This is a genomic window from Gammaproteobacteria bacterium (ex Lamellibrachia satsuma), assembly GCA_019623805.1.
GTDB lineage: Bacteria > Pseudomonadota > Gammaproteobacteria > Chromatiales > Chromatiaceae > QGON01.
In genome coordinates this window covers 501439-524935 of sequence record CP053680.1, presented here as the reverse complement: position 1 = coordinate 524935, position 23497 = coordinate 501439, and the positions used below count along the sequence as shown (strand labels likewise).

The 23497-nt window shown below is 53.5% G+C and carries 18 protein-coding genes and 2 tRNA genes; 16 read left to right on the top strand and 4 right to left on the bottom strand.

The window, feature by feature from the left end:
- Positions 1 to 14 precede the first annotated feature (14 nt).
- On the top strand, positions 15 to 563 hold the full coding sequence (orn, locus tag HPY30_02350; GenBank protein QYZ64934.1) for an oligoribonuclease: 549 nt from the start codon (positions 15 to 17) through the stop codon (positions 561 to 563).
- Between the two features lie 93 nt (positions 564 to 656).
- Complete coding sequence (locus tag HPY30_02345) at positions 657 to 1724, top strand: VanZ family protein (GenBank protein ID QYZ64933.1); 1068 nt, start codon at positions 657 to 659, stop codon at positions 1722 to 1724.
- Here HPY30_02345 and queG read toward each other — a convergent pair.
- Entirely contained in the window at positions 1713 to 2789 is a 1077-nt protein-coding gene (queG, locus tag HPY30_02340; protein ID QYZ64932.1) for a tRNA epoxyqueuosine(34) reductase QueG, read from the bottom strand. The genes HPY30_02345 and queG overlap by 12 nt on opposite strands.
- Positions 2790 to 2889: 100 nt before the next feature.
- Here queG and HPY30_02335 point away from each other — a divergent pair, with 100 nt between their 5' ends.
- The 8 genes from HPY30_02335 to HPY30_02300 all read left to right on the top strand — a co-directional run bounded on the left by HPY30_02335 (position 2890) and on the right by HPY30_02300 (position 12864).
- A complete protein-coding gene (locus HPY30_02335) occupies positions 2890 to 4398 on the top strand; it encodes an NAD(P)H-hydrate dehydratase (protein QYZ67872.1) in 1509 nt (502 codons plus the stop codon).
- Positions 4388 to 4843: a tRNA (adenosine(37)-N6)-threonylcarbamoyltransferase complex ATPase subunit type 1 TsaE gene (tsaE, locus tag HPY30_02330; GenBank protein QYZ64931.1), complete on the top strand. Its 456-nt coding sequence runs from the start codon at positions 4388 to 4390 to the stop codon at positions 4841 to 4843. The genes HPY30_02335 and tsaE overlap by 11 nt, the downstream gene beginning before the upstream one ends.
- 111 nt (positions 4844 to 4954) lie before the next feature.
- Positions 4955 to 6277, top strand: a complete 1323-nt coding sequence (locus tag HPY30_02325) for an AMIN domain-containing protein (GenBank protein QYZ64930.1) — start codon at positions 4955 to 4957, stop codon at positions 6275 to 6277.
- 80 nt (positions 6278 to 6357) lie between these two features.
- Positions 6358 to 8175 (top strand): DNA mismatch repair endonuclease MutL, encoded by a 1818-nt coding sequence (mutL, locus tag HPY30_02320; protein ID QYZ64929.1) that lies wholly within the window; start codon positions 6358 to 6360, stop codon positions 8173 to 8175.
- Entirely contained in the window at positions 8175 to 9119 is a 945-nt protein-coding gene (gene miaA / locus HPY30_02315) for a tRNA (adenosine(37)-N6)-dimethylallyltransferase MiaA (GenBank protein QYZ64928.1), read from the top strand. Before mutL ends, miaA begins: the two co-directional genes overlap by 1 nt.
- Positions 9120 to 9327: 208 nt before the next feature.
- The gene (locus HPY30_02310; GenBank protein QYZ64927.1) at positions 9328 to 10062 is read left to right on the top strand and encodes a hypothetical protein; all 735 of its coding nucleotides are present in this window, start codon (positions 9328 to 9330) and stop codon (positions 10060 to 10062) included.
- 890 nt (positions 10063 to 10952) lie between these two features.
- Positions 10953 to 11972: a hypothetical protein gene (locus HPY30_02305; protein ID QYZ64926.1), complete on the top strand. Its 1020-nt coding sequence runs from the start codon at positions 10953 to 10955 to the stop codon at positions 11970 to 11972.
- Entirely contained in the window at positions 11965 to 12864 is a 900-nt protein-coding gene (locus tag HPY30_02300) for a DMT family transporter (GenBank protein ID QYZ64925.1), read from the top strand. The genes HPY30_02305 and HPY30_02300 overlap by 8 nt, the downstream gene beginning before the upstream one ends.
- Positions 12865 to 12950: 86 nt before the next feature.
- On the opposite strand, the gene HPY30_02295 is transcribed toward HPY30_02300, so the two are convergent.
- A complete protein-coding gene (locus HPY30_02295; GenBank protein QYZ64924.1) occupies positions 12951 to 14765 on the bottom strand; it encodes a Na/Pi cotransporter family protein in 1815 nt (604 codons plus the stop codon).
- 1476 nt (positions 14766 to 16241) lie between these two features.
- Here HPY30_02295 and HPY30_02290 point away from each other — a divergent pair.
- Positions 16242 to 16880 carry a PEP-CTERM sorting domain-containing protein gene (locus HPY30_02290; protein ID QYZ64923.1) on the top strand — a complete coding sequence of 213 codons (639 nt, stop codon included), beginning with the start codon at positions 16242 to 16244 and terminating at the stop codon, positions 16878 to 16880.
- Between the two features lie 67 nt (positions 16881 to 16947).
- Positions 16948 to 17133, top strand: coding sequence for a carbon storage regulator (locus HPY30_02285; protein ID QYZ64922.1), 186 nt, complete (start codon positions 16948 to 16950; stop codon positions 17131 to 17133).
- Between the two features lie 125 nt (positions 17134 to 17258).
- Here HPY30_02285 and HPY30_02280 read toward each other — a convergent pair.
- A tRNA-Val gene (locus tag HPY30_02280) sits at positions 17259 to 17334 on the bottom strand.
- A 116-nt stretch (positions 17335 to 17450) separates the two neighbouring features.
- Between HPY30_02280 and gltX the strand changes: the two genes are divergently transcribed.
- Positions 17451 to 18860, top strand: a complete 1410-nt coding sequence (gene gltX / locus HPY30_02275; GenBank protein QYZ64921.1) for a glutamate--tRNA ligase — start codon at positions 17451 to 17453, stop codon at positions 18858 to 18860.
- 16 nt (positions 18861 to 18876) lie between these two features.
- On the top strand, positions 18877 to 20586 hold the full coding sequence (locus HPY30_02270) for a glutamine--tRNA ligase/YqeY domain fusion protein (GenBank protein QYZ64920.1): 1710 nt from the start codon (positions 18877 to 18879) through the stop codon (positions 20584 to 20586).
- A 20-nt stretch (positions 20587 to 20606) separates the two neighbouring features.
- Here the strand turns inward: HPY30_02270 and HPY30_02265 are convergent, their stop codons facing one another.
- The gene (locus HPY30_02265; GenBank protein ID QYZ64919.1) at positions 20607 to 21854 is read right to left on the bottom strand and encodes an IS701 family transposase; all 1248 of its coding nucleotides are present in this window, start codon (positions 21852 to 21854) and stop codon (positions 20607 to 20609) included.
- An 847-nt stretch (positions 21855 to 22701) separates the two neighbouring features.
- Here HPY30_02265 and HPY30_02260 point away from each other — a divergent pair.
- Together HPY30_02260 and HPY30_02255 are read left to right on the top strand one after the other, a co-directional pair.
- Positions 22702 to 22777, top strand: a tRNA-Ala gene (locus HPY30_02260).
- A 162-nt stretch (positions 22778 to 22939) separates the two neighbouring features.
- Positions 22940 to 23428, top strand: coding sequence for a CvpA family protein (locus HPY30_02255; GenBank protein ID QYZ64918.1), 489 nt, complete (start codon positions 22940 to 22942; stop codon positions 23426 to 23428).
- Positions 23429 to 23497 lie beyond the last annotated feature (69 nt).

The following is a 23497-nucleotide window of genomic DNA, read 5'->3' as shown; positions in this document are numbered from 1 at the left end:
ATGAGGATTCGTGCATGACTCAAGACCCCAACAACCTGATTTGGCTCGACCTGGAGATGACGGGGCTGGATACAGTCAATGATGAGATCATCGAGATCGCAACCATTGTTACCGATGCCGACCTCAATATTCTGGCTGAAGGGCCTGTAATCGCGGTACGGCAATCAGAAGCCCTGCTCGATGGCATGGATGAGTGGAATCAGAAACAGCATGGTGGCTCCGGTCTTATCGCAAGGGTCCGTGAAAGCGAACATGATGAAGCGACGGCGGAAGCGGAGACGCTGGCGTTTCTACAGCAATACGTGCCTGCCGGAGCCTCCCCGATGTGTGGCAACAGTATCTGCCAGGACCGTCGATTCATGTCCCGTACCATGCCGAAACTGGAAGATTATTTCCATTACCGCAATCTTGATGTCAGTACGCTGAAGGAGCTTGCGAAGCGCTGGGCGCCAGATATGGCCGATGGTTTTACCAAAGAGTCGAAGCATCTGGCGATCGATGATATTCGCGACTCTATCGCCGAGCTGAAATTCTACCGTGATAATTTCCTGCGTCTTTCCTGATAGTGATGCAGGCCGGTTCAAGCGCAGCGGAACCGGCAAACACCATTTGTTGATCCGACTCAATTGCCTCATCCACTGCGCTTGATCTGGTCCGTGAACTGGATTGTGCTGCTGCTTGCGGCACTGACGCTGCTTTTTTTTACTTCGATTTCACCAGTCAAACCCGTCGGTCCAGAGCTGTTGAATAACCCCCTGTTCGAGCAGGGCCTGAAGGGTTGGAAACAAGGCCCGGGCAAGAGCGAGGTATCAACGCCAGCCCTATTGGCTGAACTGCGTGTCGACAATGCGCCGGAAAGTGAATCGAACAGCGTGATCCAAAAGCTGGATGTCAAAAGAATGCCCAAGCAACTTCTGTTGCAGGGAGAGGTCAGGACGTCCGGTGTCGAGAGCGGCAGACGCAGTTGGCATGAGGCGAGGGTGGAGTTGATTGCTTATGACAGCTTCGGGCAAGGGTTCTACCATATACCTTATATCCTCACCGGCCTGATTGGCGATAATGAGTGGCGAGATTATTCGCTGCTTGTCACTGTGCCTGAAGAGGCCGTTGAATTGCGTCTTGAGATCGGTCTCTACCATGTGCCGGGCAGGATCTGGGTCAGGGGGCTTGCACTGCATCAGGCGGAGTCTCAGGCGCTTTTCAGTGCCGGGAAATTACTGCTGGCAGTCCTATGGCTGGCCACTGGCCTGTGGGCTCTGCGACTGCTGCTGCAGCGTTATTGGTCTACCCCCCAAGGCTGGATGATTGCGCTGCTGTTGCTGCTGATCGCGGCGGGTATCCTGCAGCCTCAGGAGGTTAAGCAGGCTATCGAAGTGCAAATCCAGCAGTTTGGGCAGTGGGTGGGTATACATCTTGAGATAGGCCGCTACCACCATGGCTTTGAACCGTTGGCGTTCTGGCCTGTGAGTTGGGACATCTCCAAACTGGGACATCTGCTCGGTTTTTTGCTGCTCTCCGCTGGACTGTTTCTTGACTCACGGGCGCGTCTGCCCAGTGTGCTTATTGGATTGCTGTTGTTGGCAGTGTCGACAGAAGTCTTGCAGTTTTTTGTGCCCGGGCGAACGCCTCGGCTGAGTGATGTGGTGGTGGATATGCTGGGTGTCCTTGCCGGATTGTTGTCGGCACGGATTATAATGGCGGTGCAGATCCGCTTAACCCGGTGATTTGCTGCGCTGCCTGGCCAAAGCCCAGCGGACATGCTCTCTCACCAGTTCTGCCGGGTCATGTTCGCGCACCTTGAGTACGGCCTCGATATTCTCTGAATGCGGTGCATTGCCCAGTGCCACTGCAATATTGCGCAGCCAGGATTGGTGGCCGATGCGGCGTATTGCAGACCCTTCGGTACGTTTCAGAAAGTTTGTCTCATCCCATGCAAAGAGCGCTGTCAGCGTGGCGCTGTTGAGGCCGTTGCGCGGGGCAAAGTCCTGCTCAGGTCCGAGTTTTGCAAAGCGGTTCCAGGGACAGACCTGCTGACAATCATCGCAGCCGTAGATGCGGTTGCCGATACTGCTTCTCAGCGATTCTGGGATTGAACCCTGTTGTTCGATAGTCAGATAGGAGATGCAACGGCGGGCATCCACGACATAGGGTTCGACAATGGCCTGGGTCGGACAGATATTGAGACAGGCGCGGCAACTGCCGCAGTGGTTGGATGCAGGCTGGTCGATAGGGAGCGGCAAGTCGGTATAGATCTCGCCAAGAAAGAACCAGGAGCCGGCCTTGCAATTGATCAGATTGCTGTGTTTGCCGATCCAGCCAAGACCGGCTTTTTCCGCCAGCGGTTTCTCCAAAACCGGGGCGGAGTCGACATAGACCCGGTAGCCGAAGTTACCGATTTCTCTGCTGATCCTTTTGGCCAGTTGCTGCAGACGCTTGCGCATCAACTTGTGGTAGTCCCGGCCCAAGGCATATCGTGAGATGAATGCCTGCGTGGGAGATTCCAGTATCTCCCGGCTCTTCTGCGTGGGTTCAGGCAGGTAGTCCAAACGTACCGAGATTATCCGCCGGGTGCCGGGTTCCAGTTCTGCGGGACGGCTGCGCTTGTTGCCGTGGCGGGCCATATAGGACATCTCTCCGTGAAAGCCCTTTTGCAACCAATCGTTGAATCGTGCCTCCGCCAGTGAGAGTTCAGTGTCGGTGATGCCAACCTGCTGGAAACCCAGCTCTGCCCCCCAAATCTTGATGTTTGCGGCGAGTTGTTGGTGATTGGGAATAGGCGCTTGATCCATAAACCCGAACTATACCCCGATCGGCGATTAAACTGGTATCCGGGACCGGCTTCGCGGTATGGTTTTCGTTAATATCAAAGGACGTTTTTTTATGCGAGTCATGCCCTACACGGAATCGCTGCCCTATGCACTCTATCGCGCCGATCAGGTGCGGGCGTTCGACCGGATCGCCATCGAAGAGTATGAGATTCCCGGTGCCGATCTGATGGAACGGGCGGGTTCCTGCATCTTCCAGCTTCTGCAGGCAAGCTGGCCTGCGGCCCGCCACATCACAGTTATATGCGGTACGGGCAACAACGGTGGCGATGGATTTGTGGTGGCACGCCTGGCGAGGCAAGCCGGACTGGAGGTGTTGTTGCTGCAGCTTGGTGATTCAGCGCGTATCCGTGGTGATGCTCTGACAATGGTGCAGAAGTGGGAAGAGGTCGGTGGCGAGACAGCCCCGTTTCCTAGTCTGCCGCGGAAGACTGACCTCATTATCGATGCCCTGTTGGGCACTGGTCTGGAGAGAGATGTGACTGGTGCCTGGGCCGAAATGATCGAGTCGATCAATCGTCATCAGGCTCCTGTCCTCGCTGTGGATATCCCCTCCGGCCTCAATTCAGACACAGGCCAGCTCATGGGGATTGCCACACGAGCGGATGCGACCCTTAGCTTTATTGGGCTTAAACAGGGGATGTTTACCGGCGCAGGACCGGACTGTTGTGGGCGTATCCATTTTGATGCTCTGGAGTTGCCCGCCCGAATCTACAGCAGGCAGATTCTGTCAGCCCGCCGTATCGATTGGAATAAACAGGCTCAACTGCTGGCGCCCAGAAGACGTACCGCCCACAAAGGGGATTTTGGCCACCTGCTGCTCATTGGGGGTGACCGGGGGTTCTCCGGTGCAATCCGCCTGGCGGCGGAAGCCGCTGTACGCACCGGCACCGGATTGGTTTCCGTGGCGACCCATCCCGACAATGCGTCGTTGCTCAATATCGGCCGTCCCGAGCTGATGTGCCACCCCGTGACGAACGGTGTGTCTCTTGCTCCGCTGATCGAAAGGGCGGATGCCATTGCCCTGGGTCCCGGCTTGGGCCAGGGAGAATGGGGCAGATCACTCTATCAACAGGCACTTGCCTCCGGTCTGCCTCTGGTGGTGGATGCAGATGCCCTCAATCTATTGGCGCAGGAACCGATAAAAAGACCGAATTGGATATTGACGCCTCATCCTGGTGAGGCGGGGCGACTGCTGGGAGAAAAAACCAGCAAAATTCAGGCAGACCGGTTTGAGGCATTGAGGTTGCTGCAGGAGAGATTTGGCGGTACCCAGGTACTCAAGGGTGCCGGGACATTGATTGCTGACGGCAGCAGTCGCCCGCCGGCACTCTGCAGTGACGGGAATCCAGGCATGGCGACCGGTGGTAGCGGTGACATACTCACAGGTATTATCGCTGCATTGCTGGTGCAGGGTTTTGAGCCCGGATTGGCTGCTGAACTGGGCGTCGCACTACATGCTGCAGCTGGAGACAGGGCTGCCGTGCAGGGCGAACGGGGTATGTTGGCTGGTGATCTTTTGCTGGAGCTGCGGCCGTTGCTCAATCTGGAGTGTGGCAGTTATGAGGCTTGAACTGCATAGTGAGGCGGAGCAGGAATCCTTCGGCGCCAGTCTTGCCAAGCGATGTAAACCGCCGCTTACCGTCTATCTGGAAGGGAATCTGGGCACGGGAAAAACAACCCTTGCACGAGGTTTTATCCGCGCATTGGGTTTTCAGGGCGCGGTAAAGAGTCCCACCTACACACTGCTTGAACCCTACGAACTGGAGGGGGCGGCGTGTTACCATTTCGACCTCTATCGGCTGGCAGACCCGGAGGAGCTGGAGTATCTCGGCATCCAGGATCTGATGGATGAGAAGGCTATACTGCTGGTGGAGTGGCCAGATCGGGGTAAAGGTGTATTGCCTTCGGCTGATCTGCGGATCAGACTTGAATATCAGGAAACGGGCAGAGTGCTCAAGCTCTCGTCCAGCTCTGAGAAAGGAAAGCAACTTATCAAGGATTTACAAAGGGTTTAATGGGAACATTGAACTTATGGCGAGGAAGTCAGGCTATCTGACCGAAAAGGTTGGAAAAAATGGAAGTCCGTGCTATTTTTAGTCATAGGCCTAACAGGGTCATCTGGGAACATGAAAAAAATTATCACAATTCTGATTCTGGCCCTCTTCTGGAGTCTGCCGCTCTATGCGGGGCAGTCTGATGTTCGCAACCTGCGCATCTGGTCTGCGCCCGATCACGTTCGGTTGGTTTTTGATACCAACTCCCTGGTTGAACACAAAATCTTCACACTGGACAAGCCGGACCGGCTGGTTCTGGACCTTAAAAATACCCGGCTCTCCACGAAACTGCCTCAGCCTGAATCCAACAACAGGTTCATCAAGCGGCTGCGCAGTGCGGAACGCAACAAGCGCGATGTGCGAGTGGTATTCGACCTCAACATGGCGGTCAAGGAAAAAAGTTTTCTGCTTGAGCCAAATCGCCAGTATGGCTACCGGCTGGTTGTTGATCTCTACGACAAAAAGGAGAGCAGCAAGCGCCGCACCACCCCGGTGAAAACGGCAAAGAAGCCGGGGAAAAGAGACGTGGTGATTGCGGTCGATCCCGGTCACGGTGGAGAAGATCCCGGTGCCAGGGGGAAACGCGGTACCTATGAGAAAGATGTGGTGCTGGCGATTGGTCGCAAACTGGTAAAACTGATTAATCGGAAGCCGGGTATGCGCGGGGTGCTGATCAGGGATGGTGACTACTATCTCGGCTTGCGCAAACGGATGTCGAAGGCGCGCAAGCACCATGCAGATCTGTTTATATCAATCCATGCAGACGCCTTTAAGGATTCAAGAGTAAGAGGCTCATCCGTCTACACCCTCTCCCGCAGAGGGGCGTCCAACGAGGCGGCAAAATGGCTGGCGGAGCGGGAAAACAGTGCAGATCTTGTTGGCGGCGTTTTATTTGAGGGCAAGGGCAAGGGCGAGGATTTGTTCACGGTCCTGCTTGATCTCTCGCAAACTGGTACCCAGCAGGCGAGTTCCACCGCGGCGGACAGGGTCTTTCGCCAGCTGAAAAAACTGGGCAAGACACATAAAAAGCGTGTGCAACAAGCTGGATTCATGGTGCTGAAGTCTCCGGATATTCCTTCACTGCTGGTGGAGACCGCATTTATCTCCAATCCTGATGAAGAGCGTCGTCTGAAAGATCCGGCCCACCAGAGAAAGGTAGCCAAAGCCTTGCTGGCAGGTATTTCCGACTATTTTAACTATCAGCCGCCTCCCGGTACCTGGTTGGCAGCGAAACAGGAGAAAGAGGCTCCCCGCCGACATACAATTTCTCGTGGCGAGACATTGATCGCAATCGCAAGACAATACGCCGTCAGCCTCAATCGCCTGCGTAGAACCAACGAACTCAAGAACGACACCATTCGCATCGGCCAGGTGCTGCAGATCCCCGGCGGTTGATTCTTCCCGATAGATAGCTGCTTACTCGAACGTGTGGTGGCACAATAGCCGTCACTATCCACGACGGCCACGTTCTCTCCATGCACATTCAACAACTCCCCCCACAACTGGTCAATCAGATTGCTGCCGGCGAGGTGGTGGAGCGTCCGGCTTCGGTGGTCAAGGAGTTGATTGAAAACAGCCTTGATGCCGGCGCCAATCGTATTGAGATCGATGTGGAGCAGGGCGGCGTCAAATTGATGCGGGTTCGCGATAACGGTGTTGGGGTCGTTGAGGATGAACTGGCTTTGGCGCTCTCTCGTCATGCCACCAGCAAAGTCAGCAGTCTCGAAGACCTGGAAGCAATCCAGAGCATGGGGTTCCGTGGTGAAGCGCTGCCCAGCATCAGCTCCGTATCACGTTTGAAAATGACCTCGCGAAATCAGGAGAGTGACTCCGCCTGGGAGGTCAGTGGGGACGGCAGTGAATCAGAGATGACGCCTCGGCCTGCAGCCCATCCTCAGGGCACGACGGTTGAAGTCCGCGATCTCTTTTTCAATACGCCTGCCCGGCGCAAGTTTTTGCGCACGGAAAAGACGGAGTTCGGTCATATCGAGACGCTGGTTCGAAGGTTGGCACTGGCCCGCTTTGATGTGGGTTTTTCACTGCAGCACAATCGTCGGCAGATCCTCTCCCTGCCTCCCTGTACCCAGCAGATCGACAGAGAACGCCGCATTGCCGACCTGCTGGGAGCGGTTTTTCTCGAGAACGCACTCTTTGTGGAGCATGAGGCGGTGGGTTTGAAACTTTATGGTTGGGTGGCCCGTCCCACTTTCTCCCGTTCCCAGGCAGATATGCAGTTTTTCTATGTCAATCAGCGAATGGTGCGGGACAGACTGGTAACCCACGCAGTGCGGCAAGCGTATCAGGATGTGCTTTATCATGGACGTCATCCCGCATATCTGTTGTTTCTGGAGCTGGATCCCCGGAAGGTCGATGTGAACGTCCATCCCACCAAGCACGAAGTGCGTTTCAGGGATGGTCGCCTGGTACACGATTTTCTTTTTCGTGGCCTGCACAGCGCACTGGCGGAGACACGCCCGCAAACGGCGGGTGAGTCCGATATAGCTGCACCTTCAGGGGGGGCATTCACAGGCAGTCTTGACGCTTCCGGTAGTGGCTCTCCCCAATCTGGTGAACCGATTGAGGGAGCGTCTCCTGGCGTGCAGCACACCATGGATTGGCGGGTTGCCGAACGCCCTTCATCCTATCGTGCGGCTTTTCATGCGCAGAAACCTTCTGCATCGCCACTGCCGCAGAGTGAGGATGAAGCCCTGCCACCACTGGGCTATGCACTTGGGCAGCTGCAAGGCGTCTATGTCCTGGCGCAAAATCAGGATGGGTTGGTACTGGTCGACATGCATGCCGCTCATGAACGCATCATCTACGAGCGTTTCAAACAGACTTACAACGATGTGGGCATTACCCGGCAGCCGCTGCTGGTGCCGGTGACGGTGCGGGTGAATAGCCGTGAGGCAGATCTTGCGGAGAATCAGTCATCGATATTGGAGAGTGTTGGCCTTGAGGTCTCGCGACTTGGTGCAGATGCCCTGGCAGTACGGGCCATTCCGGCAATCCTGCAGGGAGCGGATGCCGAGCGGCTGTTGCGTGATGTGCTTTCCGATCTGGCGGAGTTTGGTGAGAGTAGCCGAATCAAAGAGGAGATCGACAAGGTACTTGCCACCATGGCGTGTCACGGCTCAGTGAGGGCAAACCGTCGTCTCACCCTGGATGAGATGAACGCACTGCTGCGGGACATGGAACGTACCGAACGTGCAGACCAGTGTAACCATGGCCGTCCGACCTGGGTTCAACTCTCCATGACCGAATTGGATAAGCTGTTTCTACGGGGTCGTTGATGGCGGAACAGAAACTACCCCCCGCTGTTTTTCTGATGGGGCCCACCGCATCCGGCAAGACGGAGCTGGCAGTGGAACTTGTACAGAGACTGCCGATGGAGATCATCAGTGTCGATTCGGCGCTGGTTTACCGGGGGATGGATATCGGAAGCGCCAAGCCGGCACCCGAGGTGCTTGCAAAGGCGCCGCATCGTCTGATCGATATTCGGGATCCGGCTGATGCTTACTCTGCTGCTGCGTTTCGGAGGGATGCCATGGACGCGATGGCTGAGATCACAGCTGCAGGAAAAGTGCCTCTGCTGGTAGGTGGCACCATGCTCTATTTTCGAGCGTTGGAGAAGGGACTTTCGAATTTGCCGGAAGCCGATCCTGCCATTCGAAAGCGGCTTGAGATGGAACGGCAGTACCTTGGATTGGAGTTGTTGCATCAACGCCTGGCGGAACTCGATCCAGTTGCCGCTGATCGCATCCACCCCAATGACGCGCAGCGTATTCTTCGTGCCCTCGAAGTGATCGAGATTACCGGTCGCCCCATGACTCAGCTGCAACAAAATGGCAGTGGAGTCTCTTTGCCCTATCGGATACTTAAACTCGTCCGTTCACCGAAAGATCGAAAAATCCTGCACGAACGTATCGAAAAGCGTTTCCATCAAATGCTGGCGTCAGGTTTTGAAGAAGAGGTACAGGCTTTGCAGCTCCGGGGAGATCTGAGTCCGGATCTGCCATCTATGCGGGCTGTCGGTTATCGGCAGATGTTGAAATACCTGTTAGGTGAATACAGCGGGGAAGAGATGATTGAAAGAGGCATTATCACTACCCGGCAACTGGCCAAGAGACAGTTCACCTGGTTGAATGCCGATAAGGAAAATCATTGGTTGGATGAAGAGGGCGACGATGTATTTGAAGAGGCGTATCAGCTGATTGTTCAACTGATGAGTCAATGATTCCGTTAACAATTATTAACATCCAACCGTAAATAACGGACTAATTGTCAACAAGCATGGCATGAATGTGAAGTTGTTTTTCGGCATTGTGAGAAGTTGTTAAAAGACCTGATTATAAAGATACGGAGCAATCACCTTGCTCTAAGATCGACACGGTGTTTTCGAGCAGTGCTGCGCGATAGTGCAGCTGCGATAAGGTGTCCGCGTTATGAAAATCGTATTGACTTTCCTTCTGGTTTTTTTTCTACCGTTTTACATGGTGGGGTGTAACGAGCAGCTCCAGGAGCCCATTGACATTCAGAAGCCTGTGGTCGAAGCATCGGTCATGTCGTCGGAAATATCTGAATTACTGGTTAAGGGCGGGTCAGGCCAACAGGATTTACAGATGCTGGATAGCTGGCAGTTGTGGTGGTCAAGTTGGCGTAGCCTCTATACCTCAACCCTGATAGTGGACTTGATCAATCCTGAATGGGCAACGGAGGAGACGCCACTTGAACAGATCTTTCCTGTTATCCACTCCCTGTATGATATGGCACCGGAGTCGCTTTTTGATGCTGCACCCGCGTCACTCTTTCCCGACATCGTGCCGGAGTTTGGAATTCAGAGTGTCAATTTGCCGTCCATGGGCAATGGTGTCCACGTGCAGCAGAAACCCATGATCGAAAAAATAACGTCACATGAGAGCAGTCTCTATCTGGATATTGAAAGAAGTGCTGGCGAAAAGCGTACGCGGGGTCAGAGCAGCGTGACGGGTCGAAGCGATTATCCCCATGTTGAAATGGGCTCGTATTATGTGCAACCCGCGTCCAAGGAAGAGGAGCAATCGAAACAGGCGAGTGAGACTCAATTGAATCTTATCAAAGAGATACCGACTACGGCCACCGTTGGGTTATTTATTGTCATATTGTTGACGGGGGTGGGTGTCTGGGGGATGCGGGTTTAAAGCGGTTTCTCCAGTCCGATCTATCGCATACCCAAGTCTGCATGGGGCGGTTAGGGTAACCGGTGGACCTACCATTGTTTGAGATGCCAGCGGTAGGAATTAAGTTTGCTGTTTTGCTCGGAAATGTTCATAGTGACCAGCTTGTTTTATATGCCAATGTGAGCAGTTAACAAGGCCGGGTGCGGAAATCAACAGGCTTGCCCAGCCTATGTTTCAATCTCCCGTTAATCTAGTGCTCAAAACTTCTTCTCTCACCCTAAAAAGATTGGCCGCACTGGTTTGGTATATTGGTGTTGTGGTCCTCCTGACTAAAAGTTCTGGCTTGTTCCTTGATGCGGGCAGGAGCGGGGCTGATCCGCTTTGGATTATGTTGGCTATTGTAAGTGGATTGGTGATTGGATGGGTTAAGGCAAAATACCTGTTCATCAATGTGTGTAACAGGAATCTAAAGCGCATCAATGCGTTGAAGCAGCCTATGCTATGGCAGTTTTACCGGCCCAGATTCTTTGTCTTTCTAGGTCTTATGGTTTCACTTGGTGCTTACTTGTCCAGGGTGGTTCAAGGTGACTATCTAATGCTTATCGCTTTAGCGGTAGTGGAACTTTCAGTCGCTACTGCTCTGCTTGTAAGTAGCCATTGTTTTTGGAGGGGATAGAAGCGTTTATTGCGATCTACCGAAGCCTCAGTGGTTGAGTCAAAATTCCTGACACGCAGATTATTTTCCGTGCAACAAAAAGGGATAGTGATGGCCCGGGTGGGCTATAATCACTTCGCTGCCGGGGAAACCACTCTACAGTACAAGAATACCTGACCGGTCTTTCGGTGCGCCGGATTAGGGTACAACTTTCCAGTACCGTTCGACAGGGAAACTGGGGCCCTGAAACCAGTATATGTCGACAAAAAACGGTCACGACAATCCAACTGAAGCGGATATCACAGATGCCGCAGTTCTTGGCCGGTATCTTAGCCAGGGTGATCCTGTGGTTTGGATCGGGAAGCGTACCCTCCTGCTGGCGATAGTTGCCTGTGCTCTTTACCTCTTGCTTGCTGTCGCCATACCCAGTAGTCCCGGGGCTTGGTATCCATACGTAGCCTGGGCATTTCCTGACTTGGCTGCGTTTGAGGCGTATATCCAGGAGTTTCTTGTCGTCGACCTCGCTACCCGCCTCAATCGCCTGATGCTGATCACCTATATGGCGCTATTTACTGCGATGTGGTGGGTATATTTCCAGTCAAAGCTGCAAGTCAGCAACGGTCAGTCGCATCCCTATCCGCAGTTGGAGGTGCAGACGCTACGCCGACTGCTGGGTTTTACCAGCGTCCATTGGGACGAGAGTGCAGTCAACAATGCTGAACTGGTCGCCAGCTACCGCAACAAAGGTACGGCAGGTATGCAGGTTCTGGCTATACTCATCGCTGTATCGTTGCTGATCTTCGATGAGATTGGTGACATATGGAGTTCAGACAAGGCGACATCTCTGTGGCAGCACGGCATTCTCTGGGCCGGTATGCTCGCTGCGGCCATGGCCTTCGTCTGTTTCGTACTGTGTGTCGATGCCTTCGATACCATGTTCAATCAATTCCGTACCCATAATGTGCGAAACGTCCTGGTCAATTATTTCTATCGATACACCATCAATCCACGCTATATCGCCACCGCCAGCCTGCTGGTTTCAATGGTACTGCTGCTCGCGTTCTACAGTGAGGTACTGTCCGCCTTCGCCATAGGCTGCATCGTCATATTCGGCTACGGTTTCTGGTTCCCGGATATCCGCGCCGCCTGCCAACCGTTTTTTGACACACCGCCTGGCAAACCGCGCTACAGGCACCGTGGCAAGCTTGCGACAGCCATTCTGCTCGCGCCCTTTGTCTGGCAGATTGTGGTCATCGCCTGGAGCGCGCATGCCTGACTATCTGTATGCGGTGGCCAGTGCCCTGCTGTGGGCAATCTCGGCCCCGATAATCAACTCCGGCATACGCAATCCATCCTGCGGAGATGCACGCACGCAGGTGCTGGCCGGGCTAATGACCTCGATGACAGCCGGAGTCTGCGTACTCGGCGGCATAGTCCTGTGGCTGGATGAGAGGGTGGTGTTCAGCACTGATCTCGTGCTGGCAGGTATTTTCACGTTTCCGCTGGCGACCGGTGTGTACTATTTCTCAGGTGTTGCTTTCAGCGGACGTGCAGATATAGCTTCTCTGTTCAGCAAGGTCAAACCTCTGTTCTCATTCGGCCTGGCTGCGCTGGCTCTGCATGAACCGGTAACCCGGGGAAGCATGGGCAGCGTGTCACTTATTGCACTTGGCACCCTGCTGTTGCTGGTTGGTTCGGGATTGCGCAAAATTGATTTCGGGGGTGTGCTCCTGGGGTTGTCCACCGCCGCGTTATGGGCACTGGGTGAGTTCTTCATGGCGACAGGCGTGCGTACCACGCATCCGGTCGCGGCCAATCTGTCAGCGTTGATGACCGGTGCACTGCTTTTCGTGCCTTTCGCCATTGCACCACTGCGGCGAGTTGCCAGCAGTCCACGCGGGCTAGCTTCACTGACACCGTTCCTTTTCCACGGCATTATCAGTTTTGGCATCGCCTACTCGTTGTTCTTCTTCTCTATAGAGCGCATCGGTTTGGGCCACAGCGTACTGATCAACGCCTTTTGGCCGGTGCTTGGCATTCTCATAACCAGCGTGCTGCGTAGGCTGCGGGGACAACCCTTCTCCCTGCCGGTGATTGTGCTTGTCGCCGCGGGTATCCTGCTGTCAGGCAGTCTGCTGCAGGCGCTCGCTCTCATTGCCTCTTCCTAGACTATTCGACGGCTATCTGCGGCCCTGGAGAGTTCCCAGGTGCTACCCGGCAGTTGTCCTCTGAGCCTATGCGCCCCCAGTCAGGGTCAATCGCGTTGCGCAAGCACCTGTGGCAGAGCAACCTTTGCGGTGCGTTTTGCCAGGGTGTAGATACGTCGCAGCTGGTCTATAAACGACATCTCCAGCCGCACCAGCGTCAAATAATCCGGATCGTCCGCCGTCAGACGCGACGCCTTCCGGGACAACAAGAGTTCCGACTGATCCCGTATCTTCTCCTTCATCATCAACACGGATTCCGCCGCCCGCTGGTCGTTGTCACGAATCGCCTTCACCGTGAGTTCCACGGACTCGACAATCGTAGTATAGAATTCCACCAACATCTTGCGGGTCTCCTCTCCCGACTCGGAATCCAGATCGACCGCTTTGCGGGCCAGAGAGACGACGTCGATCCCAACAACATCCGCCAGGCTCTGCAGGTTATCTGACGCCATCATCAGTCCCTGAAACTCCAGACTCTCCTGTTCTGTCAGCGTGCCCCCGCGAATCTTGCCCAGATAATTGAGTATCTCCTGGTCCAGTATATCGACTTGATCGTTGCGGCGGACGATATCATCGAGGCGGTCCCGATCTCCATCTCTCAGGGCCGGCACGATGTCCTGCAGCATGTTGAGCGTAATCGCTCCAACCCGCCCCAGTTCCAGCCGCACCTGCTGCAACGCCACGGAGGGCGCCCTCAGTACCCCTTCGTCCAGAAATTTGGGTTCTATGATAATGCCTTCCGCAGGCTTGCGCTCCGGTACGATGCGCTCCGCCAGCTTCGCGAACCAGCCGGTAAAACCGATAAAAATAAGCGTGTTGATGACGTTGAACAGTGTATTGGCGTTGGCGATCTGGCGCGGCACTTCCGCCGCTGCCTGAGCCATGCCCTCGAACTCCGGACTGGATGGGGAAATCCAGACTGCCATATCCACCAGCAGCCAGATGAAGGGAAGCCATATCAGGGTACCCAGAATGTTGAATATTACATGCACTGCCGATGCTCGCACTGCTTCGGTGGACTTGGCGCTGAGGATGCCCATCAGTGCCGTCGTGGCGGCTGTGCCGATGTTGGCTCCCAGCGCCAGGGCGATGCCCGCAGGCAGGGCCAGCAGTCCTTCGCTCGCCATCGCGATGGCGATGCCGACCGTTGCTGCGGAGGACTGTACGATGGCAGTGAATGCCGCACCAGCGAGAATGCCCGCCATCGGGTTTTCCAAAGCCTTGAGTATTTCCAGGAAGGGCTCGTAGCTGCGTAGGGGTGTCATTGCCTCGCTCATCAGGCCCATGCCGTAAAACACCAGACCTATGCCCATGATCATCATGCCGTAGTACTTCACCTTCTCCTGCTTGGTGGTAAAGAGCATGAAAAAACCGATGGCGACGGGACCGAGAGAGTAAGCTGCAAGATCGAAAGCCAGCAACTGGGCGGTCACAGTGCTGCCGATGTTGGCTCCCATGATCACCCCGACCGACTGGGTGAGGGTCATCATGCCACCGCTTATGAAACCAACGACCAGCAGTGTGGTTACCGTCGAAGAGTTGAGCACGCCGGTAATAAAGGCACCGGTGAGCGCGCCCTTCAAGCGGTTGGTGGTGAGCTTTGCCAGTACTGTTTTCAATGTCTGGCCGGCGGATTTTGTCATCCCATCCGACAATAGTTGTAATCCACCGAGAAACAGGGCCAAGCCGCCGAACAGGCCGAGGAACAGCTGCAGCCAGTCCGGAGATTCGATCGCGCCGCCCGACTCTGCGGCGAAGGCGAAAAAGGCAATCGCCAGTAATACCACTACGAGGGTCGTCCTCAGCAGATGGTTGAGGATATTCGGGGACGATTGGTGTTCAGGTCGAGACGATCTCATCATTACCCTTTGCTCGGACGCAGTGGTTGGAAAAAGGAATACGGTACTACTTGAAGGTATGCTGAATTCGGAGAATACCTATGTCCGATTGGTGTGACAATAGATTGGTCCGGCCGATTACAGCCTGACTGTGGATAAGGTTACAGGGGTTGGGGGAGGGGTCTGATGAATAGGCTGGGTGGAATACCGGGAGCATGAATACATCCAGAACACCGAATGGGCTGACAATTCACCAGCTCGGCTTTAGCCGGCACGTTCTCAGGAGCGCTGTATACGTATCAGCATGTTTGACAAAGGTAGCTGACAAGATAACCGGTTTGCCAAACGGGTCAGGCAAAGCATCATGTTGATGTTGCCGACAGTGGAACATTGCCATGGAGGCTGTCCCCGTAATCTTTCATTGAGTAAGTCTGGTCATGAAGGAGTTGAAAATAAAGCCGCTCTTGGTGGTGTGTTCTTTTTTCTACGTCCGCTTGTATCGAAGTGATTTTATATATTGTAGCTGCTGAATAACCCCCGTCCGTCGTACAGACGACTGAGATTTCTGAAAATGCCTCGACTCTATTTTTTGGTCACCCTCCGGGCATGCGCCGTCAGTAAATGTAGTTGCACCGTTTGCATTTTTACAAACATTCACATTTCCAGCATACGAGGAGAAAGACACGAATAGCAGAACCAAAAGGGTTAACCTGATTTTCATAGTCACGCTCATTATATTTATCGTTTTCGCTAATTCAATTACAGCAATATACGCGCCAACAACAATATGTCCTGTTTTTTCAACGAGTTAAGCGTGAATTCCAAAGTCTTCTTTCTGAATGTGCAAAATATCCCGACAGAATCTAGGAATATTATTCACAGCATGAAGCTGTCCAGTGACTGGAATTTATAGCCTAAGAACTGAATTGCCTTTAGTTTCAATCAATTGGGGAGGTTTAACAGTAAAAAAATACCAATTGGCACTGCTGTAAAGAAATCCGACAGTGACTTATTGGCAAACATAACGCTTGAGGGTGAAGACTGAAGCGCTCCGCTTTGAGTCGGAAAAAATTCGACCCTGTATACCTGCGAAATGGGTTTGTACCAACTTCAATCTTCAGAATATTTGCAGCAACCATCACCCACTGATTGGTCGTGATTCTGTTCCGGGGTGCCGCTTCTGACGCCTGCTGGCAGTGGGAGACACGAGGATTTCATTCCTGTCGGTTTTTTTTACATCCCCTTTCAGGTGGCTTATAAGCACATCACTCACGCTAAGGCCCTGTTTTTATTGGGCTAAAAGGTGTCAATGCTCGTTACTCTATGGAGGATAGGGGCTAAAAGGGATAATTCACCTACTTTAATTGTCGGTATTTTTTACATGTTGTGCAATTTTCACGTGTGAAGATTTGTAGGCCATTGATATCAATGTGAATTATATTCGTGGCACAGATAATGCTGCGGTTTATTTGGTGCCAGATCATAATGTGGGGTGTTGATATGAATAATCGAACCTTGGCTCAACTCAGGCGGAAAAACCTGGGTCTCAAAATCGCAGCCGCACTGGCGGTCCTGCTCGCGTTGCTGCAGGTACAATCGGTCCAAGCAACTCCCATCCTCGAGTGGAACCCCATAAACAATAAGCTGATCGGTGCCCGGAATGTCGACGTTGGTGGCTGGCTATACGATGTTTGGTTTATTGACAGTTCTTGTGAAGCTCTTTGGTCTGGTTGTGACCGAAATAAGTTTCTTTTCAAAGACGAAGTAGCTGCAAGGCTTGCGAGTCATGCGTTGCTCGATCAGGTCTTGCTAAACTTCGCGCCCCACATCCCCCTCGATACCAACCCCTGGATGGTGAATGGAATCGAAGACACCAAGGTCGCCCGAATCCTGACCCCCTATGAAAGAGAGCCTGGAAGCCCTGAAGTTATCGTAATGGCGGCCTTTAACAGTGACGATCGCCCTGGCACTTTCGACTTTGTGCCTGACAGTCCGGCTGCGGACCTGGTAACTTGGAACACAACCGGTTATCCCAGGAATGTATGGGCCTACTGGACTGTACCTGAACCCACCTCAATCACATTATTGGGTATCGCTCTGGTCGGACTCGGCCTCTCCAGTCGTTGCAAGAAAACATAACTCCCCATTTTAATTGAAAAGGAGGCTTCTGCTTCCCTTTCTCTTTAGCTAACGCGGAGCAAAGGACATGTTGACACTCGAACGCAAGGAGGGTGAATCTCTCATTCTCATCACCTCTGCCGGCCAGATGATCCGCGTCGTCCTAACCCGCGCTAGTACCTACAAGGCCAAAATCTCCATAGAAGCACCCGACGACGTTCAGATCATCAGGGAGGAGTTGATCGAAGTGGTGGTGGAGCAGCCCGTTACATGAACCCCGCCCACATCATCGCCATGGCTGCCCCAAGTCGTCCCAGTTACCACTGGGTTACCATGCACCATTAATTCCTTGCGCGGCTATTTTGCGTAGCTGGAAAGTGCTTATAAAACAGTAGGAAATGGTGGGCGTAACAGGGATCGAACCTGTGACCTCTGCAATGTGACTGCAGCGCTCTCCCAGCTGAGCTATACGCCCCTTCAGTAAGGAGCGGCCATTCTAGAGATCGGAAGTTGTTCCGTCAATCCACTCTGCCCATTGGCGCCGGGTCTGTTAGAATTCCCTTTTTTCCCGTCAGCCAAGACAGAGCAATAATGACCGTTCGCACCCGTTTCGCCCCCAGCCCTACCGGCTATCTCCATGTCGGCGGTGCCCGTACCGCCCTTTTCTCCTGGCTCTATGCCCGCAAGCACGGAGGTAAATTCGTGCTGCGCATCGAGGATACGGATCTGGAGCGTTCCACAGAGGCATCGGTGAATGCGATTTTGGAGGGAATGACCTGGCTCGGGCTTGAGTATGATGAGGGCCCCTTCTACCAGACCCACCGCTTCGAGCGTTATAACGAGGTGATAGGGGAGTTGATGGAGAAGGGGTTGGCTTACCGCTGCAACTGTTCACGTGAGCGTCTTGACGACCTTCGAGAGCAGGCGATGAAGCGAAAGGAGAAACCCCGTTACGATGGGCATTGCAAGAGTCTGCATGTCGATCCGGATGAGCCCCATGTGATTCGTTTCCGCAATCCTGAGAGTGGTACTGTTGTGGTAGACGACCTGATCCGCGGCCGGGTTGCCTTCAACAACGAAGAGTTGGATGACCTGATTATCCGCCGCACCGACGGATCCCCAACCTATAATCTTACCGTCGTGGTAGACGATATGGATATGGAGATAACCCATGTCATCCGGGGCGACGACCATCTCAATAATACCCCCCGCCAGATCAATATTCTGCGGGCGTTGGGTAAGAAGCCGCCGATATATGGACATGTGCCGATGATTTTGGGAGATGACGGTGCCCGGCTTTCCAAGCGCCACGGTGCCGTCAGTGTCATGCAGTATCGGGAGGAGGGCTTTCTGCCGGAGGCGTTGCTCAACTACCTGGTGCGCCTTGGCTGGTCCCACGGTGATCAGGAGATATTCTCCATAGATGAAATGATCGAACTGTTTGATATCGACCAGGTCAATAAGGCTGCCTCCAGCTTTAATACAGAAAAGCTGCTTTGGCTCAATCAGCACTATATTAAAGTGGACGACCCCAAGCGGATCGCCCATCTGTTGAGTCCGCACATGGGTAACCTGGGTATCGACCCAGCAGAGGGGCCGGATCTGGCCGATGTTGCCAAAGCACAGCAGGAGCGGGCCAAGACGCTGGTGGAGATGGCGGATATCAGCGCCTTCTGCTATCTGGACTACAAAACGTTTGATGAGAAGGCCGCAAAAAAGCACCTGCGGCCCGCTGCCCGGGAACCATTGGAAAAGATGCGTGAAGCACTGGAGGGGGTGCAGGATTGGACTCCGGAGGCTCTGCATGAGCAGGTGCAACGGGTATCCGAGACCCTTGAAGTGAAGATGGGTAAGGTCGCCCAGCCGCTGAGAGTTGCTGTCGTCGGCCGGGCCGCATCGCCGGGGATCGACGTAACCCTGCAGCTGGCTGGAAAAGCCGCGACCCTGCGGCGTATCGATATGGCGCTGGAGTATATTCGGCGGCGTGAGGCTCAGGCCTGAGAGAATTAGAGAGATTATGAGTAGTTCAGAGACGACAACCCCCAGTAACTTCATTCGTCAGATCATTGAGCAGGATCTGGCTCAGGGAAAAAACGAGGGCAGGGTACATACCCGCTTTCCACCGGAGCCCAATGGATATCTGCATATCGGCCATGCCAAATCGATTGTGATCAACTTCGGTATTGCCAAGGACTATCCTGGCGGCCTGTGTAATCTGCGTTTTGACGATACCAATCCCCATAAGGAGAACATCGAGTTCGTGGAGAGCATCCAGGACGATGTGCGCTGGCTGGGTTTTGATTGGCAGGATCGACTCTTCTACGCCTCCGATTACTTTGATCGGCTCTCCGGTTTTGCAGTTGAGTTGATTAAAGCGGGCAAGGCTTATGTCTGTGATCTTGATGCCGAAAAGATGCGCGCCTATCGGGGGACCCTCAAAGAAGCAGGACAGGAGAGCCCTTACCGCGCCCGCTCGGTGGAGGAGAATCTGGATCTCTTCTCGCGTATGAAAGCGGGGGAGTTCGCCGACGGCGAGAAGGTGTTGCGCGCGAAGATCGATATGGCCTCGCCCAACATGAACATGCGCGATCCGACGCTCTATCGCATCCGCCACGGTGTGGTACACCACCAGACCGGTGAGGCCTGGTGTCTCTACCCCATGTATGACTTTACCCACCCGATCTCCGATGCGCTTGAAGGGATTACCCATTCACTCTGTACCCTGGAGTTCGAGGATCACCGCCCACTCTACGATTGGGTGCTGGAAAATATCACCATCTCAAATCAGCCGCAGCAGATCGAGTTCTCCCGTCTCAACCTGGAATATACGGTGATGAGCAAGCGGAAACTGACTCAACTGGCGGATGAAGGGTATGTGGAGGGCTGGAACGATCCGCGGATGCCAACGATTGCCGGGCTACGGCGGCGAGGATATACCGCCGCCTCGATTCGGGATTTCTGCGCACGCATCGGTGTTACCAAGTCAGACAATCTGGTCGAAATGGGGGTGTTGGAGAACTGTATCCGCGAGGATCTGGACAAAAATGCTCCGCGTCGCATGGCGGTGATGCATCCTCTGAAGATGGTGATCGAGAACTTTCCCGAAGGAGAAGAGGAGGCGCTGCAGGCGGCCAATCACCCCAAGGATGAGAGTAAGGGAACCCGCACCATCCATTTCACCCGCGAGGTATACATAGACCAGGCGGATTTTCGCGAGTCTGCCAACAAGAAGTACAAGCGACTGGTGACTGGCGGCGAGGTGCGGCTGCGTAACGCCTATGTCGTTAAATGCGAAGAGGTGATCAAGAACAATCAGGGCGACATCATTGAGTTACGTTGCAGCTACGACTCGGAGACGCTTGGTAAGAATCCGGAGGGACGCAAGGTCCGGGGCGTGGTCCACTGGGTATCCGCCACTCTGGGTGTCAAGGGCGAGGTGCGTCTCTACGACAGACTTTTTTCCAAGCCCAATCCTGATTCAGTGGAGGAGGGCGGCTCATTCACCGATAATCTCAATCCCGACTCCTTGCGGACCCTGACCGACTGCTATCTTGAGCCGCTCCTGGGAGAAGCCAAGCCTGGAGAACGCTTTCAGTTTGAGCGCGAGGGTTACTTCTGCATGGATAACGGAGACTCAACAGTTGACAAGCCGGTGTTCAATCGGACCGTTACCCTCCGCGATTCCTGGGCGAAGATTGAACAGCTGGCAAAAGCAGGGAAGCCCTAGTTCTACTTTGTCAGATTCCATCACCCGGCAACCGACTGTTCCAGCGTCTGTTTTCGATATTGGGAGTCGATAGCCGCTTGTCGTTTACGATGCCGTTTCGTCATTTGCCGTAGTATTTCATCGCGTTCAATATCTCGCCGTGGCAGGAAGGCACGCAATAGCGATTCGATGTCTGAACAACTGAGTAAGGGGTGATCATCTTTTTGCACAATTCGCTCTTCGAGCATGAATAACATCGCCATCATGACCAAGGCCATATGGTGATGCCAGGATTTCCATTTACGGGCCTGATAATCAGCAAGACCTGATTCACTCTTACCATCCTGGAACGAACGCTCAACCCAGAACCGCTGCGCCTGCATCTTTGCAAGACAATGGGATGGCGTTTCTTCCGGTGCATTCGACAAGGTGTATTTAATCGTCTCCGGTGAATTGACCTCTCGTCGTACAATCAGGTGCCATTGATGTGCCTGGGCTTCTTTTCCATCCCAAAGCCAAACCCGATGATGCAGGATCTCGACGCGCAGTTTGCCCTTGCTGCTATCCCGTAATACCACTTGCTGCCACTCGCTGTCCCGTTGCTCATTGAGCCACTGGTCAACGCGCAGACGGGCTGCCTGGGCTTGCAGACGACTTCGACGACGACCGCGCGTTGTCGTGCTCTCCGGTATGAACGGCTGTGGATCTTCCAGGTAGACCTGTTGGTCTTTGTGGATGTCCACCACAAAGGTTTCACCCATCGCCTCCAAACCCCTCAGAAAAGCCGGATCCTTCCCGTATCCCCCATCTGCACCCACCCAGGCAAAACGCAGGCCAAGCGTCCTCTGATGACGCACCATCTCCAGCGCCAACTCTGACTTGCTTTGATGTTTCCGTTCAACTTCCGGGATACCCACCTTGCGACAGCGAGCCGGGTTCGATACCCACTCTTTGGGTAGATAGAGACGTTCATCTATCAGCGTGGACAAGTGCCCTTTACCCAGTGCTGCGAATACACCAACCTGGCAGTTATCCACCTTGCCCTGGCGGCCATTCCATTGGCGTTTAACCCCCACTGAATGTTTACCCTTCTTGGCAAGGCCACTCTCATCGAGCAACAGACAGGTATCCGCGGTTCCACCCAGCCATTGATCGGCTTCCAGCGCCACTTGGTCTAACACCGCACGATGATCCCACGGGGACTCGGTGAGCATATGCTGGAGACGCTGATCATCTGCGCCTGCAACCACCTCTTCCATGCGTTCCATGTTCTTTCTCTGCGCTTGCATCAGGCCTTTGAGATAGTGTGTGACCGGTTGAAACACCGACCTCGTCTTGCTTCGAAAATGGGATTCAAAGCGGTACTGGAAACGTTGGAATCGCTCCGCTATGCGATCGATTCTACTTATGCGCGTATCAGGTAATTCAAATGACCTTGGTGCTTGTCATTTGATGCTCTTCCTTACGATGATTGCCAAGAAATTCACAGCATATATTTTATATTATTCAGTGAGTTACTTATAGATCTAATCTGACAAAGTAGAACTAGAAAGAGTGGTTATTATAGTCTCCGTTTACCGGCACTCATCGCGCCCCGGTGATCTCTGTGCTTAACAGGGGTGTTTCCATGTGGTCTCTAGGTAGTTTCCCTGACGCCCCTAAGTAATTGTCAGATAAAAAGAAATACAAAAAAGAAATACCTGCATCTTCATCCTTGTAACCATTATGTGATTCTGCTATTTACTCTATGCAAGTGGGAGCAGTAACAAAATCTTTTGCAGCCTGACTGCAAACAGCTCCTCGTTTTTGAATGCTGATTTTTTACAGCGACGGGAAATCTGTTTCGCTGTTTACATCAAAGATTCCTGGAGGATAGTCATGAGTGAAAAAAGCTTGCAGTTATTTGGTAATATTTGTACATCCTGTATCACAGTCGCCTTGGTGGTAATGGCGGCCGTGAGTGCGGCCACATTATTGTGGGTGATGTACCTGCAGTAAAACTTTTCCGACCGCAATAAAGTTAGAGCGTTCTCGATCTCCTTCGGTCATCGATTCGGTGGATGACTTGAAATAGCAGATCGGAATAAAAAACCGGTGGACAAACCTTAATGCTTGTCCTAACATGCGCCTCTCTTCGGGGCCATAGCTCAGCTGGGAGAGCGCAACACTGGCAGTGTTGAGGTCGGCGGTTCGATCCCGCCTGGCTCCACCAGATCAAACCCTGCTGCATTGTTGCAGCAGGGTTTTTTCGTTCTGGCAAGTGACGATTTTGTGAGAGGCGGCCACTTTTCGTGGGCTTTTGAATAATTCGCAACTGCCCCATGCTTGTTGTAAAATTCGATGAATTTCCGGCGCCTCTGACCCTTTCTTGCCTATGTCCTGGATCGATATCCTCATCATCGGAATCATACTCCTCTCGTCCATCATCAGTTTGGTCCGTGGTTTTATAAGCGAGGCACTCTCTCTTGTGACCTGGGTGGCAGGATTCTGGGTGGCTTGGTTCTTTTTTCGGCCAGTTGCCGAGTATTTAGTGCCCTGGATAGATCTCCCCTCGATTCGTCTGGGTGTCTCCTATGGTTTGCTGTTGTTGGCCACCCTGATAGTCGGTGGTCTGGTCAACCGTTTTATGGGTCTGTTGGTCGACAGTACCGGGTTAACCGGTACAGATCGTCTGATCGGCGTCTTTTTCGGTGCGGCGAGGGGTGTTGTAGTAGTAGCCATTTTGGTGCTGCTTGCCGGATTGACACCTATGCCGAATGACCCCTGGTGGCGTGAATCACACCTGATCCCCTATTTCCAAGAGATTGCGCTCTGGTTGAGAGAGTTTCTGCCCAGCGACATCGCAAGTAATTTTCGCTATTGAAGATGTGTCCCGCATGAATAAAGGCGTATCGATACACTTTTCTCCTCACCTGTTCGAGCAGATTAAGCC

Coding starts and splice junctions, on each gene's coding strand:
- orn (QYZ64934.1), top strand. CDS start 15: ATGACTCAAGACCCCAACAACCTGATTTGGCTCGACCTGGAGATGACG.
- queG (QYZ64932.1), bottom strand. CDS start 2,789: ATGGATCAAGCGCCTATTCCCAATCACCAACAACTCGCCGCAAACATC.
- HPY30_02335 (QYZ67872.1), top strand. CDS start 2,890: ATGCCCTACACGGAATCGCTGCCCTATGCACTCTATCGCGCCGATCAG.
- tsaE (QYZ64931.1), top strand. CDS start 4,388: ATGAGGCTTGAACTGCATAGTGAGGCGGAGCAGGAATCCTTCGGCGCC.
- HPY30_02325 (QYZ64930.1), top strand. CDS start 4,955: ATGAAAAAAATTATCACAATTCTGATTCTGGCCCTCTTCTGGAGTCTG.
- mutL (QYZ64929.1), top strand. CDS start 6,358: ATGCACATTCAACAACTCCCCCCACAACTGGTCAATCAGATTGCTGCC.
- miaA (QYZ64928.1), top strand. CDS start 8,175: ATGGCGGAACAGAAACTACCCCCCGCTGTTTTTCTGATGGGGCCCACC.
- HPY30_02310 (QYZ64927.1), top strand. CDS start 9,328: ATGAAAATCGTATTGACTTTCCTTCTGGTTTTTTTTCTACCGTTTTAC.
- HPY30_02305 (QYZ64926.1), top strand. CDS start 10,953: ATGTCGACAAAAAACGGTCACGACAATCCAACTGAAGCGGATATCACA.
- HPY30_02300 (QYZ64925.1), top strand. CDS start 11,965: ATGCCTGACTATCTGTATGCGGTGGCCAGTGCCCTGCTGTGGGCAATC.
- HPY30_02295 (QYZ64924.1), bottom strand. CDS start 14,765: ATGATGAGATCGTCTCGACCTGAACACCAATCGTCCCCGAATATCCTC.
- HPY30_02290 (QYZ64923.1), top strand. CDS start 16,242: ATGAATAATCGAACCTTGGCTCAACTCAGGCGGAAAAACCTGGGTCTC.
- HPY30_02285 (QYZ64922.1), top strand. CDS start 16,948: ATGTTGACACTCGAACGCAAGGAGGGTGAATCTCTCATTCTCATCACC.
- gltX (QYZ64921.1), top strand. CDS start 17,451: ATGACCGTTCGCACCCGTTTCGCCCCCAGCCCTACCGGCTATCTCCAT.
- HPY30_02270 (QYZ64920.1), top strand. CDS start 18,877: ATGAGTAGTTCAGAGACGACAACCCCCAGTAACTTCATTCGTCAGATC.
- HPY30_02265 (QYZ64919.1), bottom strand. CDS start 21,854: ATGCAAGCGCAGAGAAAGAACATGGAACGCATGGAAGAGGTGGTTGCA.
- HPY30_02255 (QYZ64918.1), top strand. CDS start 22,940: ATGTCCTGGATCGATATCCTCATCATCGGAATCATACTCCTCTCGTCC.